Raw genomic sequence first — 20,714 nt, forward strand, 5'->3', positions numbered from 1 at the left:
TTTTCGTTAACTTTTTTAAGAAAAACGGGATTTTTCCCTGCTTTTAACCTAAAAGATGCTCAATTTCCTGCTGACGGAGGATACAAAGTACCGACTTTCCGTCGGGCGTATAATTGACATTCTGGCAGGCAAAAAGATCATTCACCAGCCCCTCCATCTCTTCATTACTCAATATCTGCCCCTGAGGTATTGCAGCCTGGCGAGCCAGACTCAAAGCCAAAGTCTGATTGATTTCATCAATGGCTGATACGCCCTTTTCTACTGCAGAAGAAACCATGTCCTGTACCAGTTTAAGAGGATTCAATCCTTCCAGTCCGCCAGGAACTGAATTAACGGCATAGCTTCCGCCTCCAAGATCTTCCAGTTCAAAGCCCATCGATTCCATTTCAGGCAGGATCTTTTCAAAGATTACCTTCTCAGACATCGGGAACTGCACAACCTCAGGAAAGAGGACTTTCTGTGAATGAAAGGTCCGGTCAGCCAACTGGCGCAAATACTGTTCGAACAAGACACGCACATGGGCACGATGCTGGTCGATAATCATCAATCCCGATTTTACCGCAGTCATGATATACTTACCTTTATACTGATAATGGGCTGGCGATTTCTCTGCAATGATACTGTCTGGCGTATTATCCTGACTAGAATCATCGGAAAACACCATGGTCTGCTCCATCCCCTGCACATCATCCTGATCTTTGAGTCCTTCATAAAGCTGTTCCCATTTATCATCCACCTGAGGCTTTGACTTAGGAACAGAGAAGCCTGCTCCCATAGGGACTGCTCCAGTGGAAGAGGAAGACTTGAACGGATTATAACCAGGATTCAAACTGATCTTCGGTGCCGCAGCAGCAGTGCTCATCTCTGGATTATAAACAGGGATGTCCGGTTTATCCTCGGTATCGAAATCAATGGTAGGTACATCATTGAACATACCGATGGACTCCTTGACCGAAGCCGAGAGGATTTGCCAGATAGCCTGCTCATTCTCGAATTTGATTTCAGTCTTCGTAGGATGGATATTCACATCAATATCCTTCGGATCTACATCAAAATACAGAAAGTAAGGCACCTGTTCACCCTGAGGAACCAGACGGTCATAAGCAGCCATCACAGCCTTATTGAAATAAGGATGTTTCATGTATCTCCCATTGACAAAGAAGAACTGATGCACACCTTTCTTTCTGGCAGATTCCGGTTTGCCCACAAATCCAGACACCTTACACATAGTGGTTTCTACATTTACCGGCAGGAGTTCCTGATTGAAACGCTTGCCGAAGACATCGAGAATGCGCTGACGCAAATTAGCGGCACGCAAATTGAATACTTCGGTACCATTGCTATGTAAAGTAAAGGTGATTTGAGGATTTACCAATGCAATCCGCTCGAAAGCCGTCAGAATATTGTTCAACTCTGTAGAATTGGACTTCAGGAACTTTCTTCGCGCGGGTACATTATAAAAGATATTGCTGACAGAGAAGATGCTTCCCACAGCACAGGAGCATGGCTCCTGTTTCTCATATCGGGAACCAGAAATCTGTATCAGGGTTCCTATCTCGTCGGTAGCCTGTCGTGACTTCAGTTCTACCTGAGCCACAGCAGCTATTGACGCCAAAGCTTCGCCACGGAAGCCCATGGTGCGAAGAGCAAACAAATCATCAGCCTTACGGATTTTGGAAGTAGAATGACGTTCGAAAGCCAAACGAGCATCGGTTTCAGACATACCTTTTCCATCATCTATCACCTGGATGTTGGTACGGCCAGCATCGGTAACTGTGACATGGATATTCCTGGCACCCGCATCGACTGCATTTTCGACCAGCTCCTTGATAACTGAAGCCGGACGCTGTATAACCTCACCTGCTGCTATCTGATTGGCAACAGAATCGGGTAAAAGTTGAATAATATCACTCATCTCTAAATATTAATCATATAAGAAAATGATGCTTCATTATAATCAGTCAGTCAGTTTCTGAAGTGGAGCTTCATGACGCTTAATGTTCTTGAGTTCGGAGCCCTTGGATTTACCACGCCATACAAAGATATCATTCTTATCTTTAGGACGCAAGTCCTCGAACCAGGCAAAATTGTTAAGTTTATATTTTGCCGGCGGAATCTGCGTCATAGGATACATGGTAGATGTAAACTTATTGGTCCAGATTTTCTCCATCTTCCTGCCCGGTCCCATATACATGCGCATGGTATCGGTCTCCAGATAATTCAAGCCAATGAGCGAACTGTCCTTATCATCCGTCATATAATAGATGGTCTGCACATTACCGATAGACTCTCCTTGTTTAATCTCACCTTTTTCAAAGTAAGATTTCATCTCAGAAGAACTGATCTGATTGAAATGAACACTATCCGGCATCTGCTCTACAGACAGCGCCTGTCCGATGACATGGGCAAAACGAACGGTAGAGTCGTTCATGAAGACCAGAATCTTCTCACCCAGCAACTGACGGTTTCCATTCCAGACGATAGGATCCTTATACATGGTCATGCAGGAATCCTGAGAATTGAAAACCAGGGAATCGCAGATGGCCTGCATATCCAGGCGATAGGCACGGACCTTAGGATAAGCATGCACCTTACGGTATACCGAATCGGTATTGATATGGAAGGTATTGATACGCATGGTATCAGAATGAACCCAAAGGGTATCTTTCTGCGAATAGTCGATCGCTACAGGATTGCGGGTGGCAAAGCCATTACCGGTTTTCTCGTTGTAACGCAGATAATTGCAAGTAAGGGAATTCTTGCTCTTCTTATCTACATAAACCACATTACCATATCCGGTACTCTCCCCATCCTTTACATAATAGAGCGTATCACCCGTAAGCGTCTTGTCTTTATCTACAACCGTAGAGCGCCCGTAAAGCTGTGCTCTATCGGTCTTGGTATCATAATATCCGTCTTCTGTCTTGACAACACTTGCACCGGAAACAATCTTAGAAGGTCCTACCATGTGAGCCTTTGACTTACGGACATCGTAATACAAAGTATCGGTGGTAACAACATCCTTGCCGCTGCGCAACTTGACATTATAGACAAACTTAGCCTCACGCGTTTCGGTATGATACTCACCCCAATCGGCAACCAGCTTATCCTTACCATCAATCAGCGTTCCGCCGTCAAAGAAGTTTGCCATATTATACAAGCGGTCGAAATCCAAGCTATCAGTACGCAAAGTCTGCCGACGATGATGCAAGACCACATTCTTGCGTGCTCTCATCATCTGCATCTGCCCATCATACTCGGCTCTATTACAAGTGAGTGACAAGGTGTCTCCCTGCCGGTAATGAACATGTCCGAAAGCTTTCACGGAATTAGAAGCCTGATAGAAATACGCGCTGTCACAGGTAAGATGACTGCCCTGATGCAAGAAAGAGACCTTACCTTTCAATATTTGGGCATCAGGATTATTACCAAACATATCATAGTACAATTCATCTGCATGCAAAAGATATACGCGGTCACCATGAGGGCGTTTTCTGGCATGCTTCTTTGGAGCCTGCATGGCTTGCATCAGACAAAACCCAAACAGGCATAGAATCATAACCGATATGATTCTATGCCCTCTGATATGATTATTTAATCTTTTATTTATCATTTAATCCAACCTTGATATTCAAACTTACAATCCTTATAGCGATCGTTCATACGAACATAAGTCTGCTTGATTTTATTGACTACCCAGTCGTGCAAGGTCTGGGCACGCTCCTTAGCCAACACTACATCCTTCATCACCTGAAAATCTTCAGTAATAGTAGCTCTATGTCCGTCAACACGGCTTACCAGTTTTACCAAAGCACAAGTGGTTTTACCCTTGGAATTCACCATCGTGAAAGGTGCAGAAACCTCACCTACCTTCATTGTATCTACCGTACGGGCAACCTCGGTAGGCAGATCCTTCATCTGGAAGCGGGAAGTTCTTGACTGGTCAGGAGTAACATTGGCCATCAAACCCTTGTTGTTGCGGGTATCCTTATCATCAGACAATGCTTCAACAGCCTGCTCAAAGGTAAACTTAGCGGCACGGATATCATTACCGATAGAATCCAGACGGCCGATAGACTTATCAATAGCATCCTGAGAAACCTGAGGCTTGAGCAGGATATGGCGACACTTAATCTTATCACCACGCTTATCAATCAACTGGATGATATGATAACCAAACTCAGACTCAACAATCTTTGAGATTTTCTTAGGATCGGTAAGATTGAATGCTACATTTGCAAACGCAGGATCCAACATACCTCTACCGATATAATCCATCTCGCCACCCATACGGGCTGAACCCGGATCCTCAGAATAAAGACGAGCCAAAGTAGCAAAAGAAGTCTCACCCTTATTCACACGGTCAGTAAACTCACGCAACTGATTTTTCACACGGTTAATCTCCTCAAGAGGAATACGTGGCTGCATGGTAAGAATCTCAACCTCTACCTCTGTAGGAACAAAAGGGATACTGTCGGCAGGTAAATCCTTAAAGTATTTACGTACCTGAGCTGGAGACACCTTGATATCCTTCACCAGTTCCTGCTTCATCTTCTGAATCAGCTGTTGGTTTTTGAAATCATCATGCATCTGCTGGCGCATCTGGGTGATACTTTGCTTGCGATACTCCTCCAGTTTTTCACGAGAACCAATCATGGAAACCCAACTGTTGATCTGTTCGTCGATACCATTCATGACTTCTGACTCAGATACTTCGATACTATCGATAGCTGCCTGATGGAGAAACAGTTTCTGAACGGCAATCTGCTCAGGAATAGAACAGTCTGGGTCACCAGTATATTTAATACCTTCAGCCTCAGCCTGCAAACGGGTTACCTCGACGTCTGACTTCAGGATAGCCTCATCGCCGACAACCCAAATTACCTCATCAACCACACTACCCTCATTGATTTTCTGAGAATCGGCAGCAGCTTGTTGCTTGATATTTGCAGAATCAGCCTCATGAGCCAAAGCACTACGGCTTGCTCTTGTTGCACTAGCACTTATTCCTACTATCATCAGCAGGGTTATAAATGCCATTGTCATTTTATATCCAGTATTCATGTATTGTTTCTATAATATATTAATGTATATTGAGAGTGGTCAACATGCTATGGAAAACCACCACTTTATATTTCTTCTTCAATTGTGCGACCCATTGTTTCTCTAACGAGTCTTGATAGTCAGCAAGTACCACATCCGGGTATTCGCCATTCCGGGGCAGATTAACCTTCATCTTCTTCAGGCGCTTCATTTCCCATTTGTATTTTTTCTTATTCTTGGCATAGAAGGCAGCCAGACCTTTTTTATCAGCAGCAGCCTTATCCCAAATATTACGCTGGCAGATTTCATTCAGCAAAAGGTTTTCTACTTCCTCCTGCTGCTGGTAGGTTCCCTGCCAATTTTCTACCTTAGCATCAGCAACATATTTTTTCTGATTACCATCATCATGTTTATCCAGCAACTTGACGATATGATAACCAAACTCAGACATAAACGGTCTACTAATCTCACCCTTTCGCAGAGAGAAAGCTACTTTTTCAAAAGCCTGCACAGTCTGACCTTTTGTAAACCATGCCAAAGTACCCCCATTGACCGCAGACCCTTTATCATCAGAACACTTTTTTGCCAGGTCTGCAAAATCTGCACCTTTGCAAAGAGCCTGATAAATAGAATCGATTCTTCTTTCCACCACCTCCTGTTCGTGGTAAAATGCTTTCTGTCCCAATCTCAAGAGGATATGTGCAACATGAACACTGCCTTTATCGGGCATCAACTCGCATGACTCGACATCATCATATCGTTTCAACACACGCCTGATATTAGGCAAAGTATCGAGATGAGCATCCTTAGCAGCTTGCACTTTCAGCTTATAATTAACAAAGCCATCGGCAAACACCTTGACACTTTTAGAATCAACCGTATTTCCCAAATGATTTTTCTGATAAAAGTACTCAAATTCCGACTTCTTGACAGATTGACCATCAATAATCATAACAATTGGGTCGGTATGAGCAAAAGCAATGCTCCCCGAAAGGAGCATTGCCGCTATAAGTGCATAAAACTTCATATTTCCTAATTATATTATTCAGGACGGCTATAGTTAGGAGCCTCACTAGTGATAGTGATATCATGTGGATGACTCTCCAACACACCTGCATTTGTGATACGAGCGAACTTGGCATTGTGCAAGTTCTCGATGGTAGCAGCACCGCAATATCCCATACCAGAACGCAAACCACCAATCAGCTGGTAGATGACCTCCTGGACAGTTCCCTTGTAAGGCACACGACCAGCGATACCCTCTGGAACCAATTTCTTGGCATCCTTGGTATCACCCTGGAAGTAACGGTCCTTAGAACCATTCTTCTGTTCCATAGCCTCCAAAGAACCCATACCACGATAGCTCTTAAACTTACGGCCATTGAAGATAATGGTATCACCAGGACTCTCCTCGGTACCAGCAACCAAAGAACCGATCATGACGCAGCTACCACCGGCAGCCAAAGCCTTCACAACATCACCTGAGTAACGAAGACCGCCATCAGCTATCAAAGGCACACCAGTACCCTTAAGAGCAGAATATACATCATAAACAGCACTCAACTGTGGAACGCCAACACCGGCAACCACACGAGTAGTACAGATAGAACCAGGACCGATACCTACCTTAACACCATCAGCACCATTCTCTACCAAATACTTGGCAGCCTCACCAGTAGCCACATTACCTACCACAACATCTACCTGTGGGAAGGCAGCCTTAACTTGCTTGAGCTTCTCAACTACACCCTTAGAGTGACCATGAGCAGTATCGATAACGATAGCATCAGCACCAGCCTCAACCAAAGCCTTGGCACGATCCAATGTATCTACAGTAACACCCACACCGGCAGCCACACGAAGACGTCCCTTGGCATCCTTGCAAGCCATAGGTTTGTCCTTAGCCTTTGTGATGTCCTTGTAAGTAATCAAACCTACCAGGTGATTCTCGTTGTCAACTACAGGGAGTTTCTCAATCTTATTCTCCTGCAGGATGGCAGCAGCAGCAACCAAGTCGGTCTGGATGTGAGTGGTAACCAAATTCTCGCTAGTCATTACCTCATCAATCTTCTTGTCCATGTGGCGCTCAAAACGAAGATCACGGTTGGTAACAATACCTACAAGATGATTTTCATCATCTACCACAGGAATACCACCGATATGATAATCATGCATCATATCAAGAGCATCCTTCACTGTACTGCCACGACGGATGGTGACAGGGTCATAAATCATACCATTCTCAGCACGCTTCACAATAGCAACCTGACGAGCTTGCTCCTCAATGGTCATGTTCTTGTGAATTACACCGATTCCACCTTCACGAGCGATAGCTATCGCCATTGAAGCCTCGGTAACGGTGTCCATCGCTGCTGTAACGAATGGAACGTTCAACTCGATGTTACGAGAGAACTTGGTTTTCAACTCTACCTGTTTTGGTAGTACCTCTGAATACGCAGGGATAAGAAGGACGTCGTCGTAAGTGAGACCGTCCATTACAATTTTATCTGCAACAAATGATGACATATTGTAACCTTTAAAAATTTATTGCGTGCAAATTTAGCAATAATTTCTCAGATAGAGTTCGCTTTTCACGAAAATCTTACCTTATTAATGCTATTTAACGTGATTAGTTGGCTTGTTCGGACAAAAACTTGATTCTGACGAGTCGAATTTCGTCTTCATTGTAGTCTTCACCCAATTCATCTTGAGCCGCATTCAAATCATCAGTATCGCTCTCCATGAAGTAATCGTAGATGTCATCTACATGGTCATCATCCACAACTTCCTCTATGAAATAATCGATATTCAGCTTGGTACCGCTGTAAACGATTGCCTCTATTTCGTCAAGCAATTCTGAGAAATCCAAACCTTTTGCTTCTGCCAAATCATCAAGATCTATCTGGCGGTCTATGCTCTGAATGATGCTTACCTTCAAGACTGATTTCTTGGCAACTGTCCTGACACGTAATTCCTCAGGACGCTCTATCAGATTCTCTTCACAATACTGATTGATCAATTTACAGAACTCCTTACCATACCTCTTTGCCTTACCGGCTCCAACTCCCTGTATGTTCTGCAATTCCTGCATATCTACAGGATACATCGTTGCCATCTGTTCCAGAGAAATATCCTGGAAAATAACATAAGGCGGCAATTTATGCTTCTTTGCTACTGTCTTACGCAAGTCTTTCAACATGGAGAAAAGTGTCTGATCCAAAGCACCTGTATTATGCTCGCTCAGAGGCGCTCCATCAAAATCATCAGAGAATTCCTTATCGGCAACGATCATGAATGATTCAGGATTCTTAATGAAACGCTTACCCGCAGCTGTCAACTTCAAAAGGCCATAGTTCTCTACATCTTTCTTGAGATAACCGGCTATCAACGCCTGACGGATAACAGGATTCCAAACTTTGGCATCCATATCTTCTCCTGCTCCAAACTCCTCCAGTTCATCATGCTTGTGAGAAACGATATCATCAGTAGCACGTCCCTTTACAAAATCGATGATATATTCCTGACGGAAATTCTCCTTCACCGCAGCAACAGACTCCAAAACAACGAGCAGCGCATCCTTAGCCTCGAATTTTTCTGTAGGATGCAGGCAGTTGTCGCAGTTATGGCAGTTTTCTTCATGATATTCCTCACCAAAATAATGAAGCAACATTTTCCTGCGACAGACAGACGATTCAGCATAGGCAGCCGTTTCCTGCAACAACTGTCTGCCGATATCCTGTTCTGCTACAGGTTTGTTCTCCATAAACTTCTCCAGTTTTCTGAGGTCTTTACGGGCATAAAAGGCGATACATATACCCTCGCCTCCATCACGTCCGGCTCTACCCGTTTCCTGATAATAACCTTCCAAGCTCTTGGGTATATCATAATGAATAACAAAACGGACATCAGGTTTATCGATACCCATTCCGAAGGCGATAGTAGCAACAATGACATCAATACGCTCCATCAGAAAATCATCCTGGGTTTGAGAACGGGTAGCCGAATCAAGACCGGCATGATAAGGAGCCGCTTTGATTTCATTGGCTTTCAACACCTCTGCCAATTCCTCTACTTTCTTACGGGAGAGACAATAGATAATACCACTCTTTCCTTTGTGTTGACGAATAAACATGATGATCTGACGATCGATATCCTTGTTCTTCGGGCGCACCTCATAATACAAGTTAGGGCGGTTAAAAGAACTCTTGAATTCTTTGGCATCCATGATGCCTAAGTTTTTCTTGATATCAGTACGTACCTTATCTGTTGCAGTAGCTGTAAGCGCTATCACAGGTGCAACACCTATTTCGTTAATAATAGGGCGAATACGACGATACTCTGGTCTGAAATCGTGTCCCCACTCAGAGATACAGTGAGCCTCATCAATGGCATAGAACGAAATCTTTACAGTTTTAAGGAACTCAACATTATCTTCTTTCGTCAAAGATTCAGGTGCAACATACAGGAGTTTTGTCGTACCATTGAGAATATCATTCTTCACCTTCTCAATAGCCGACTTATTCAATGATGAATTGAGATAATGAGCCACGCCATCACTTTCACTCAAACCATTAATAACATCTACCTGGTTCTTCATCAAAGCAATCAGAGGAGAAATTACAATAGCAGTGCCCTCCATAATGAGCGAAGGCAACTGGTAACACAAACTCTTACCGCCACCTGTAGGCATCAATACAAAAGTATCATTGCCACTCATCAAATTTCTGATGATTGCCTCTTGATCACCCTTAAACGAATCGAAGCCGAAATAATGCTTCAACTGTCCTGTAAGATTAACCTGTTCTGTCATATCCACCTATTATTATATTATATATGTCTATATATACGATTAAATAGCATTCAATTGGGCGAAAAGCCCAACTGATTTATGCTGTTTCCAACTGTCCGAGATGAGATTTATCCAACTGTTGCTTGGTATACTCCAGCGTAACAGTGAATGATTTAACCTTCTCTGATGGAATCTCAAACATAGCATCCATCATCACAGCTTCAACAATTGAACGAAGCCCGCGAGCACCCAATTTATACTCTACCGCCTTATCTACGATATAATCGAGTGCTTCCTCATCAAACTTCAACTTGATGCCATCCATCTCAAACAATTTCTGATACTGCTTGACAATTGAATTCTTAGGTTCAACCAAGATTTTGCGCAAAGCCTCCCTATCCAACGGATTGAGATAAGTAAGCACAGGCAAACGGCCGATAATTTCAGGTATCAAGCCAAAAGACTTCAAATCCTGTGGAAGGATATACTGCATCAAATCCTTCTTATCTATCTTAGCTACATTCTGAACCGAATTATAGCCTACTACGTGCGTATTCATACGCTGAGCTATTTTACGCTCAATACCGTCAAAAGCACCACCACAGATAAACAGGATATTCTTGGTATCTACATGGATATAATCCTGATCAGGATGCTTGCGTCCACCCTTAGGCGGAACATTAACCATGGTACCTTCCAAGAGTTTCAACAATCCCTGCTGTACACCTTCGCCACTCACATCACGCGTAATAGAAGGATTATCGCTCTTGCGGGCTATCTTATCAATCTCATCAATGAACACAATTCCCCTTTCTGCTGCAGCCACATCATAATCAGCAACCTGCAACAGACGCGACAAGATACTTTCTACGTCTTCACCCACATAACCTGCTTCAGTAAATACAGTGGCATCAACAATGGTGAAAGGAACATCCAACATCTTAGCTATTGTACGCGCCAACAAGGTTTTACCTGTACCGGTACTACCAACCATGATGATATTACTTTTTTCGATTTCTACACCATCTTCATCCTTTGGCTGCTGCAAACGCTTGTAGTGGTTATATACAGCGACAGCCAAATTGCGCTTAGCCTGATCCTGACCGATGATATATTCATCCAGGTATTTTTTGATCTCTACAGGCTTTGGCACCTCTTTGAGAACAAACTTACCCTCCCCAGCTTTAGGAGCTAAGACCCCTGTAGACTGTATAATTTCATAGGCCTGCTTAGCACAATCTTCGCAAATGAAGCCATTGATACCCGTGATGAGTAATCTGACTTCATTTTCTGATCTTCCACAGAAGCTACATACTTTCTTTGGCATATTATAATTATTATCTCTTCTTGCGCACCTTAACTATATATACGCATATTTACTTAAAACAATTCGTTATTTACGAACCAACACATTATCTATCATTCCATATTCCTTGGCTTCTTCAGCTGTCATCCAATAGTTACGGTCGCTATCAGCATAAACCTTATCATAAGGAGTATGAGAATGGTCTGAAATGATAGTATACAATTCCTTCTTCATCTTCAAGATTTCGCGAGCCTCAATCTCAATATCAGAAGCCTGACCCTGAACGCCTCCTAATGGCTGGTGAATCATGACACGGCTATGAGGCAAAGCAGAACGCTTACCCTCCTGACCAGAAACGAGCAGCACGGCAGCCATAGAAGCAGCCATACCTGTACAGATAGTAGCTACATCGCTAGAGATAAACTGCATGGTATCATAAATACCCAAACCGGCAGTAACGCTACCACCAGGGCTGTTTAAATAGATAGAAATATCCTTGCCGCTATCTACAGAATCAAGATACAGCAATTGCGCCTGCAATGTATTTGCTGTGTAATCATCAATCTGTGTACCCAGGAAGATGATACGGTCCATCATTAAACGAGAGAATACATCCATCTGAGTAACGTTCAGCTGACGCTCCTCCAAGATGTAAGGGTTCATATACTGAGCCTGTGCCTTAATAACATCATCAAGCACCATACCATTCATACCAAGATGCTTGGTTGCATATTTTCTAAAATCGTTCATATCTATATAGTATTTTACGTCTTAAATCATACGAAAAAAGAGGTCATCAACCCTTATTTCTCGTTCGGTGGAACAAAGATAATAAAAAAAGTCGATAACCTCGTATTTATTTGAAGTTTTTTTTCAAAAAAATGTTATTCCTGCATCATCTTGTTGAAATCTTCTACAGAAATCTCCTTTTCGTTGAGTTTTACAGCTGTTTTCAGAGCTGCAGCCAACTTACGATCGATAGAGCGATCTACAAGTGCATCTGTAGCGTCACCCTTCTTGAGGATTTCCTTAGCATAGTTCTCAATGTACTCATCAGGAATGTTGTTCATACCATACTGAGCGAACTGAGCACGAGCTGCCTCCTTAGCTGTCTCCATCAGGTCATTGTCATCAACCTTGATATTCTGAGCCTTGATAAGATGCTCCTTGATAAGATGCCATGTCAACTCCTTGATGCTCTCAGCATAGTTTTTCTCTACGAACTCCTCGCCCTTATCCTTGTTGTTAGCCAACATGATACGCTTCAAGAGTGCATCTGGGAACTGCAATTCACCAACCTTCTTCTCGCAGTGCTCGCGAACATCGAGGATGAACTTATAATCTGAGTCGTTAACGAGCTGTGCCTGCAAACCCTCTGCAATCTTAGCACGGAAAGCAGCCTCGTCCTTCACGTCAGTATCCTCACCGAGAACCTGCTTAAAGAGCTCTTCGTTGATTTCATGCTTCTTGAAACGCTGGATTTCTGTAATCTGGAAGCTGAACTCTGACTCCAAGTCCTTAACAGCTTCACGCTCAATCTTCAGGAGTGAAGAAACCTCAGTATCGTTCTCTGGATAAGCCTTCTTAGGGTTGAATGTGATTACATCACCGAGCTTAGCATCGTTGAAGAGATTCTTCTGCTCGTCAACCTTGATGTAGCTAGGCATCAGGATAGCACCCTCTACAGTGATACCACCTTCCTTGGTATTGCCATTTTCATCAAGCTCACGCAAGTCACCCTTCAAAAGGTCATTCTCCTCGTACTTCTCACCCTTCTCATAGCTACCTGCACGCTGAGCGTACATATCAATCTGCTGATCGAGAATCTTATCATCAACTGTGATGTTATAATAATCAACCTTGTCGCGACCATTGAGAGTTACCTTGAACTCTGGAGCAACAGCGATATCAAACATAAATGTGAAAGAAGTACCATTCTCCAAGTCAGCTGGCTCCTGCTTCTCTGATGGGAGAGGCTCACCGAGCATCTGGATATTGTTGTCCTGTACATACTTGTAAATCTGCTGACCAACGAGCTTGTTGATAGCTTCCATTTTTACAGATGGACCGAACTGACGCTTAATCATACCCATAGGAGCCTGACCAGGACGGAAACCTGGAACATTAGCCTTCTTACGATAATCTTTCAATGTCTTCTCGACATCATTCTTGTAATCTTCCTCTTCGACAACGAGGGTCAAAAGACCATTAATCTTGTCAGGATTTTCAAATGAAATTTTCATCTTGATATTTGTTATTTTATTATTGTTAATATTTTCTTTAATTCTACAGTTTTCGTGTATAACCGCAATTGGCTTGCAAAATTACACATTTTTAATGGATATACCTAATATATAAGAGAAAAAAATGATTTTTTAACCATCAGTCGCTGCTTCTTTGGCTCTTTTTTGCTCATCTATGAGCTGAAAGTCCTTCTTTCTGAGCACAAAACTGTTACTCAGATACTTTTCGCGCACAATCTTATTCTCTGCCAATTCCTCTGGTTTGCCCTGAAAAAGGATCTTACCTTCGAACAGCAGATAGGCTCTGTCTGTAATGGTCAGAGTCTCCTGTACATTATGGTCGGTAATCAAAATACCGATATTGCGATACTTCAACTGCCATACAATATGCTGAATATCTTCTACCGCAATAGGGTCAACACCAGCAAATGGCTCATCGAGCATGATAAACTTTGGGTCAATAGCCAGGCAACGGGCAATCTCTGTACGGCGGCGCTCACCTCCGGAAAGCTGGTCACCCTTGTTCTTGCGAACCTTATTGAGACGAAACTCGCTAATAAGACTCTCTAACTTCTGCAACTGATAACTACGTGGTTTTCCTGTCATTTCCAAGACTGAAAGTATATTGTCCTCAACACTCATCTTGCGGAAAACACTGGCCTCCTGAGGCAGGTATCCGATTCCCGCACGGGCACGTTTGTATACAGGAAAATTAGTAATTTCCTGATCTCCCAGAAAGACATGTCCCTCATTAGGCACAACAAGTCCAGTTGTCATATAGAAAGAAGTTGTCTTACCAGCACCATTAGGTCCAAGTAATCCCACAATTTCTCCTTGCTTCACATTGATAGAAACTCCATTGGCAACCGTTCGTTTACCATAGCGCTTCACCAATCCCTCTGTTCGCAAAACCAGAGAATTCTGATTTTGCTGTTCGTTATTGTTAATTTCGTCCATAATTAGCTAATTTGGCTGCAAAAATACTAAAAATAAAGGAAATATCGCTTATAAAATCAAAAACTATTCATAATATTGCAGTTTTTTAGAGGATTTTGGTTAATTTTGCAGCAAAATTCAGTTTTATAATAGCATGTTAATAGAAAAATGGCTTACCACCTTCGGTAAATATCTTATATTGATGGGACGTTCTTTTTCCCGTCCTGAGCGCATGCGCATGTTCTTGAAACAATACATCAAGGAGATGTCGCAATTGGGTATTGATTCTATTGGTATCGTTTTACTGATATCCTTCTTCATTGGAGCAGTTATCTGCATCCAGATGAAATTGAACATTCAGAGTCCATGGATGCCACGATGGGTTTCAGGTTACACCACTCGAGAAATCATGCTTCTGGAGTTCTCATCAAGTATCATGTGTCTGATTCTCGCAGGCAAAGTGGGCTCTAATATCGCTTCGGAGTTGGGAACAATGCGTGTCACCCAACAGATTGATGCCCTTGATATCATGGGAGTGAACTCTGCATGTTACCTCATTCTACCTAAAATTCTCGGTTTGGTTACCATCATGCCATTCCTGGTTATCTTCAGTTCTGGCATGGGTATCATCGGCGCCTATGGAACGGCATATATTGGGCATATCCTACCACCAGATGATCTGACACTTGGCTTGCAACATTCATTTAACCAATGGTTTGTATGGATGAGCATCATCAAGAGCCTTTTCTTTGCATTCATCATTTCCAGCGTATCTTCTTATTTCGGTTATACCGTAGAAGGTGGATCTGTTGAGGTTGGAAAATCGTCAACCGATGCTGTTGTCTGTTCTAGTGTTTTGATTCTGTTTTCAGATGTTTTCCTCACTCAAATTCTCTCGTAAACTATGATAGAAGTTAGAAATCTCACCAAGTCGTTTGGCGACAAGGTTGTATTAGACAATATAAACGTCACCTTTGAAACAGGAAAGACTAATTTGATAATCGGACAGAGCGGTTCCGGAAAGACCGTACTCATGAAGAATCTCGTAGGATTACTTCAGCCTACAAGTGGCGAAGTTCTCTACGATGACCGTGACTTCACCCGGATGTCGAAAAAAGAAAAAGTTCTGATGCGCCGCGAGATGGGAATGATTTTCCAAAGCGCAGCCCTGTTCGACTCTTTGAATGTACTTGAGAATGTCATGTTCCCTCTTGATATGTTCTCTACCTTGAATTACAGGGAACGCGTAAAACGGGCTCAGGAATGTCTTGACCGCGTCAATCTGATAGAGGCTCAGCAGAAATATCCTGGAGAAATCTCGGGTGGTATGCAGAAACGAGTAGCTATTGCACGTGCCATCGTAATGAATCCGAAATACTTGTTCTGCGATGAGCCAAACTCAGGTTTGGATCCAAAGACCTCACTTGTGATAGATGAACTGCTTTCAGGCATCACCAAAGACTATAATATGACTACCATCATCAACACCCACGACATGAATTCGGTGATGGGCATTGGTGAAAACATCTGCTTTATCTACCAAGGTCATAAAGAATGGCAAGGCAACAAAGATGAAGTGATGACCTCAACAAACGAGAAACTCAACGATTTAGTCTTTGCTTCCGATCTCTTCCGCAAAGTAAAGGAGGTGGAGCTGGAAGAAGCTAAAAACAAATAAAACAGTATCGTTCAAAAAAAGCCATCAGACCAGAAACTGGCTGATGGCTTTTTTATTACAAAATAAATACTATCTCATTTTCCAGGCATCCTTTACCTCTACCATAGGTACCACAATCTGTTCTTTAGTACTGTCACCATACACCACTTGCAAAAAAACATCAGCAACATGATGCGCTGTATCAGCTTTTGCATTCAGAACATTCACCTTAACCATACCTTTATGTTCATCTTGCTGCTGCTCAACAAACATTTTGGCATTCATCAGCAATTGATCCTGATAGCCATTTGGCAACCGATAAGGTTGATTGTAACCATCTACAAACTCCTTATACTTGCCCTCTAAAAGCAAATCATAATATCCCTTGGCTGCAATACCGGCAAGATAGCCAGGATCAGATTTCTCCTCCCTACAGGAAGAAAAAAACAATCCCATCATGAATATCATAAAAATCAAAAGTTTCTTCATTTTTATACACTTTGATTCTGCATTCTTCGCTTCATTTATTTACTTCTGACGAATGAAGACGTTGATAGGACAGCCATGTAATGACCAGTTCTCACGAATCTTATTCTCCAGGAAACGGCGATAGTTCTCCTTGACATACTGAGGCAAGTTTGCATAGAACACAAACGAAGGAATCGTTGTATTAGGCAACTGGGTGCAATACTTAATTTTGATATACTTACCCTTTATGCTCTGTGGAGGATATGCCTCGATAATAGGCAACATCACCTCATTCAACTTAGAAGTTCCAATATGAACCTTACGGTTCTGGTAAACTTCCTTGGCAGTTTCCAATACTCGGAAAATACGCTGCTTAGTCAAGGCTGAAGCAAAGATGATAGGAAAGTCTACGAATGGAGCCATACGCTTGCGGATTGCATTTTCAAAAGTATCAATTACCTTCTGATTCTTCTCCTCAACCAAATCCCATTTATTTACGACAACCACTAGACTCTTGTTGTTCTTCTGAATCAACTGGAAGATGTTCATATCCTGGGTTTCAATACCACGGGTAGCATCGAGCATCAGGATGCAGACATCACTATTCTCGATGGCACGGATTGAACGCATCACAGAATAGAATTCCAAGTCTTCGCTTACCTTGTTCTTACGACGGATACCGGCTGTATCAACCAGGTAAAAATCGAAACCAAACTTATCGTATCTGGTATAGATACTGTCACGTGTAGTACCTGCAATTTCTGTCACGATATTACGATCCTCACCAATAAAAGCATTGATAATACTACTCTTACCAGCATTCGGACGACCTACTACCGCAAAACGAGGAATATCTTCTTCGATTGCCTCCTCAGGATTATCCTGAAGTTTGTCCAAAATCATATCAAGCAAATCACCTGTACCACCACCTGTAGCTGCACTGATACACTGGGGATCCCCCAAGCCCAACTTGTAGAACTCAGCAGCCTGATAATACTCTGCGCTGTTATCAACCTTGTTAGCAACAAGGATAACAGGCAATTTGGCACGACGCAAAATAAGCGCCACGTCTTCATCCCAATCAGTAAGGCCAGTGTTAACGTCTACCAGGAAGAGAACCAGGTCAGCCTCTTCGGTAGCAACAAGCACCTGCTTGCGGATAGCATCTTCAAAAATATCATCAGATTTTACAACCCAACCACCGGTATCAACAACCGAAAATTCTCTACCATTCCAACTGCACTTACCATACTGACGGTCACGAGTAGTACCGGCAGTATCACTAACGATAGCGCGACGTGATTGAGTCAAACGATTAAATAAAGTAGACTTACCCACATTAGGGCGTCCTACAATAGCTACTAAATTTGCCATAAACAGTCATTATCCTCCTTCCTTTTAGGAGGTATTCAAGGATGTGGTCTCTGCATCCAAGTTAATAATTTTGCCGAAGCTGACCTTGCTCCGGCCCTCGCTCTTTTGGCGAGAGTCACTCCCTCGATTACATTCAGGGAGGAGTTATTTTAGTTGATAGTTTATAGTTATTAAGGGCGTCTTTAAACTATTAGCTCTTAACGATCAATTATTCCGGATTATATCCAAAGGCATCAAGTTCTCGCTGAGAACTGCGCCAATCCTTATCAACTTTTACGAAAGTCTCCAAGAAGATTTTCTTGTCGAAGAACTTTTCCAAAGCCTTACGACTCTCGGTATTCACCTTTTTCAATGCAATCCCCTGGTGCCCGATGATGATACCCTTTTGGGAATCACGTTCAACATAAATCACCGCATTAATGTGGATACGTTTTTCATCTTCCTTAAATCGCTCCACTCTTACCTCTACAGAATAAGGTATTTCCTTATCATAATAGAGCAAAATCTTTTCTCGGATAATCTCTGAAACGAAGAAACGGGCAGGCTTGTCTGTCAGCTGATCCTTATCAAAGAAAGCAGGAGATTCCGGCAAGAGTTCCTTAATGCGCTTCAAGAGCATATCCGTTCCGAATTTATTCTTCGCTGAGATAGGAAGAATCTCTGCATTAGGCAACAAAGAGTGCCATTTTTCAACAATATCACCCAACTTCTTCGGATCACTCTGATCAATCTTGTTGATGAGCAAGAGTACAGGAATCTGCATTTTCTTAACCTTTTCCAAGAATTCCATGTTCTTTTCAGGGTTTTCTATCACATCAGTCACATAAAGCAGCACATCAGCATCCGCCAATGCACTCTCAGAGAAGGCAAGCATCATCTCTTGCATCTTGTAATTAGGCTTCAAAACACCAGGAGTATCAGAAAATACAATCTGCATATCATCAGTATTCACAATACCCATGATACGATGACGGGTTGTCTGAGCCTTAAAAGTTGCAATACTAATACGTTCACCCACCAATTGATTCATCAAGGTACTTTTTCCCACATTAGGGTTACCTACTATATTTACGAAACCAGCTTTATGCATAAAAAATTGAATTTAGCAAAATTTTACTATCAAGAAGTTAAGCTCTATTGTTTTTAAGCTAAAGAAACGCATCCTTACTTATTTATAGAGAAATAAGAAAGATGCGTTTCCTTATATAGATTATTATTCTATCCTATTTTTATAGATTACTTTCCGTAAGCAGCGCCATCATACGCCCACTTATAGAAAGAAGCGCCATGTACAAATCCTGCACCAAATGCTGTGAAGATGACGTTATCGCCCTTCTTCAATTGGCTTTCAGCATCCCAGAGTGCCAATGGAATTGTTGCTGCACTAGTATTTCCATAATGATCGATGTTTACAACCACCTTATCAAGTGGAATTCCAGCACGCTTGGTTACTGCCTCGATAATACGGAGATTAGCCTCGTGAGGAATTACCCAATTCACATCATCAGCCTTCAGATTGTTCATTTCCATAATCTTCATCACGTCGTTGCTCATATCTGTTACTGCGTAACGGAATACAGTACGACCTTCCTGATAAAGATAGTGCAGGCGATGATCAACTGTAAAATGTGATGGAGGGCAAACAGAACCACCAGCCTTCATGTGAAGGAAAGGCAAACCTTGTCCATCTGTACGAAGGTATGAGTTCTGAACACCAACGTTCTCCTCTTCAGTTGCCTCCACCAAAACCGCACCTGCTCCATCTCCGAAGAGAACACAAGTAGCACGGTCTGTGTAATCTACCAATGAAGACATCTTGTCAGCACCAATCACAATAATCTTCTTGTATCTACCACTCTGAATCATGCTTGCAGCAACATCAAGGGTATACAAGAATCCACAGCAAGCTGCAGAGAAGTCAAATGCGAAAGCATTCTTCAACCCCAGCTTACCGAGGACGATAGATGCTGTAGAAGGGAACTTGTAGTCAGGTGTCGTGGTCGTTACAATCAGTGCATCGATTGTATCAGGATCAACGCCAGTCTTCTGAATCAACTGCTTGGCAGCTTTACGCGCCAGATAGCTGGTCCCGAGGCCTTCCTCTGTAAGGATGCGGCGCTCTTTAATACCCACACGGGTGGTAATCCACTCATCTGTAGTATCTACCATGCGAGACAATTCCTCGTTGTTGAGGATATAGTCTGGCACGTAGCCACCAACACCTGTAATTACAGCATTAATTTTACCCATTATTCAGCTGCTTCCTTAACGATTGCAACCTTACCACGATAGTAACCGCAAGTAGGGCAAACAGTGTGGTATACATAGTATGCACCACAGTTAGGGCAAACTGCCAATGTAGGAGCTACTGCCTTATCATGAGTTCTTCTCTTAAGTGTACGTGTCTTTGACTGTCTTCTTTTAGGATGTGCCATAATTTTTAAATGTTTAAAATTTTAATTTTTATTTTTTCAATTTCAATAGAGCTTCCCAGCGTGGATCTACAGTATCCTCTTCTTCCTCACCGCTTCGGGCGGCAGAATGCTCATTGAGCTTTTCAATCATAGCAGGGTTGCATTTTCCAGGTGCATGCACATGCTTGATGGGAATATTGAGATCTATAAATTCATAGATAAACCAGGCGACATCGAGTATTCCTTCGTTCTCGGCCACAGTCACCAGATCATCATCCTCTGAGTACTCTTCTCCGAATTTTACGACTAGCCTGTCATTAGTCTCTATGGTTTGATCCATATCGTCCAGACAGATGTCGCATGGTATGTGAACCACTCCCTCAGTATGGAAATTGAGCTCGAAGAAGTCGTCCGTCCTATTGACAGACAGACTACTTGACAACTCGCCTCTCTGAACATCAGGAGCATCGATTGCCTCAAAATA

The 20,714-nt window shown here is 42.6% G+C and carries 18 protein-coding genes (1 of these 18 only partly in view); 2 read left to right on the top strand and 16 right to left on the bottom strand.

What is annotated here, in order from left to right; genetic code table 11:
- Positions 1 to 43: 43 nt before the first annotated feature.
- The 10 genes from mutL to lptB form a co-directional block, all read right to left on the bottom strand.
- On the bottom strand, positions 44 to 1,915 hold the full coding sequence (gene mutL / locus KUA48_RS05850; protein ID WP_218432491.1) for a DNA mismatch repair endonuclease MutL: 1,872 nt from the start codon (positions 1,913 to 1,915) through the stop codon (positions 44 to 46).
- A 42-nt stretch (positions 1,916 to 1,957) separates the two neighbouring features.
- On the bottom strand, positions 1,958 to 3,613 hold the full coding sequence (locus KUA48_RS05855) for an OstA-like protein (protein WP_218432492.1): 1,656 nt from the start codon (positions 3,611 to 3,613) through the stop codon (positions 1,958 to 1,960).
- Complete coding sequence (locus tag KUA48_RS05860) at positions 3,610 to 5,064, bottom strand: peptidylprolyl isomerase (protein ID WP_153086046.1); 1,455 nt, start codon at positions 5,062 to 5,064, stop codon at positions 3,610 to 3,612. Before KUA48_RS05860 ends, KUA48_RS05855 begins: the two co-directional genes overlap by 4 nt.
- A 19-nt stretch (positions 5,065 to 5,083) precedes the next feature.
- Positions 5,084 to 6,070 carry a peptidylprolyl isomerase gene (locus KUA48_RS05865; protein WP_218432493.1) on the bottom strand — a complete coding sequence of 329 codons (987 nt, stop codon included), beginning with the start codon at positions 6,068 to 6,070 and terminating at the stop codon, positions 5,084 to 5,086.
- A gap of 14 nt (positions 6,071 to 6,084) precedes the next feature.
- Complete coding sequence (gene guaB / locus KUA48_RS05870) at positions 6,085 to 7,569, bottom strand: IMP dehydrogenase (protein WP_089544985.1); 1,485 nt, start codon at positions 7,567 to 7,569, stop codon at positions 6,085 to 6,087.
- 103 nt (positions 7,570 to 7,672) lie between these two features.
- Positions 7,673 to 9,853 carry a DNA helicase RecQ gene (recQ, locus tag KUA48_RS05875; protein WP_117728554.1) on the bottom strand — a complete coding sequence of 727 codons (2,181 nt, stop codon included), beginning with the start codon at positions 9,851 to 9,853 and terminating at the stop codon, positions 7,673 to 7,675.
- A gap of 76 nt (positions 9,854 to 9,929) precedes the next feature.
- Positions 9,930 to 11,159 carry an ATP-dependent Clp protease ATP-binding subunit ClpX gene (clpX, locus tag KUA48_RS05880; RefSeq protein WP_117695001.1) on the bottom strand — a complete coding sequence of 410 codons (1,230 nt, stop codon included), beginning with the start codon at positions 11,157 to 11,159 and terminating at the stop codon, positions 9,930 to 9,932.
- Positions 11,160 to 11,225: 66 nt separating this feature from the next.
- Entirely contained in the window at positions 11,226 to 11,888 is a 663-nt protein-coding gene (gene clpP / locus KUA48_RS05885; RefSeq protein WP_006848346.1) for an ATP-dependent Clp endopeptidase proteolytic subunit ClpP, read from the bottom strand.
- Positions 11,889 to 12,022: 134 nt separating this feature from the next.
- Positions 12,023 to 13,381 carry a trigger factor gene (gene tig, locus KUA48_RS05890; protein WP_153073118.1) on the bottom strand — a complete coding sequence of 453 codons (1,359 nt, stop codon included), beginning with the start codon at positions 13,379 to 13,381 and terminating at the stop codon, positions 12,023 to 12,025.
- Positions 13,382 to 13,513: 132 nt separating this feature from the next.
- Positions 13,514 to 14,338: an LPS export ABC transporter ATP-binding protein gene (gene lptB / locus KUA48_RS05895; RefSeq protein ID WP_118255264.1), complete on the bottom strand. Its 825-nt coding sequence runs from the start codon at positions 14,336 to 14,338 to the stop codon at positions 13,514 to 13,516.
- Positions 14,339 to 14,471: 133 nt separating this feature from the next.
- Between lptB and KUA48_RS05900 the strand changes: the two genes are divergently transcribed.
- Positions 14,472 to 15,218: an ABC transporter permease gene (locus tag KUA48_RS05900; protein WP_006848350.1), complete on the top strand. Its 747-nt coding sequence runs from the start codon at positions 14,472 to 14,474 to the stop codon at positions 15,216 to 15,218.
- Positions 15,219 to 15,221: 3 nt separating this feature from the next.
- Positions 15,222 to 15,995 (top strand): ABC transporter ATP-binding protein, encoded by a 774-nt coding sequence (locus tag KUA48_RS05905; RefSeq protein ID WP_006848351.1) that lies wholly within the window; start codon positions 15,222 to 15,224, stop codon positions 15,993 to 15,995.
- Between the two features lie 69 nt (positions 15,996 to 16,064).
- Here KUA48_RS05905 and KUA48_RS05910 read toward each other — a convergent pair whose 3' ends face one another.
- The 6 genes from KUA48_RS05910 to KUA48_RS05935 all read right to left on the bottom strand — a co-directional run.
- A complete protein-coding gene (locus KUA48_RS05910) occupies positions 16,065 to 16,463 on the bottom strand; it encodes a hypothetical protein (RefSeq protein WP_118200187.1) in 399 nt (132 codons plus the stop codon).
- Positions 16,464 to 16,502: 39 nt separating this feature from the next.
- On the bottom strand, positions 16,503 to 17,816 hold the full coding sequence (der, locus tag KUA48_RS05915) for a ribosome biogenesis GTPase Der (RefSeq protein WP_118152144.1): 1,314 nt from the start codon (positions 17,814 to 17,816) through the stop codon (positions 16,503 to 16,505).
- Between the two features lie 208 nt (positions 17,817 to 18,024).
- Complete coding sequence (era, locus tag KUA48_RS05920; protein ID WP_006848354.1) at positions 18,025 to 18,906, bottom strand: GTPase Era; 882 nt, start codon at positions 18,904 to 18,906, stop codon at positions 18,025 to 18,027.
- 146 nt (positions 18,907 to 19,052) lie between these two features.
- Positions 19,053 to 20,066, bottom strand: coding sequence for a beta-ketoacyl-ACP synthase III (locus KUA48_RS05925; RefSeq protein ID WP_006848355.1), 1,014 nt, complete (start codon positions 20,064 to 20,066; stop codon positions 19,053 to 19,055).
- Positions 20,066 to 20,251, bottom strand: coding sequence for a 50S ribosomal protein L32 (rpmF, locus tag KUA48_RS05930; RefSeq protein ID WP_006848356.1), 186 nt, complete (start codon positions 20,249 to 20,251; stop codon positions 20,066 to 20,068). The genes KUA48_RS05925 and rpmF overlap by 1 nt, the downstream gene beginning before the upstream one ends.
- Positions 20,252 to 20,279: 28 nt before the next feature.
- On the bottom strand, positions 20,280 to 20,714 hold the 3' portion of the coding sequence (locus KUA48_RS05935) for a DUF177 domain-containing protein (protein ID WP_118152142.1). 84 nt of this gene lie beyond the right edge of the window; the window shows 435 of its 519 coding nt (coding positions 85-519); its start codon lies off the right edge, out of view; it ends in the stop codon at positions 20,280 to 20,282.

This window comes from Segatella copri (genome assembly GCF_019249795.2).
GTDB lineage: Bacteria > Bacteroidota > Bacteroidia > Bacteroidales > Bacteroidaceae > Prevotella > Prevotella copri_B.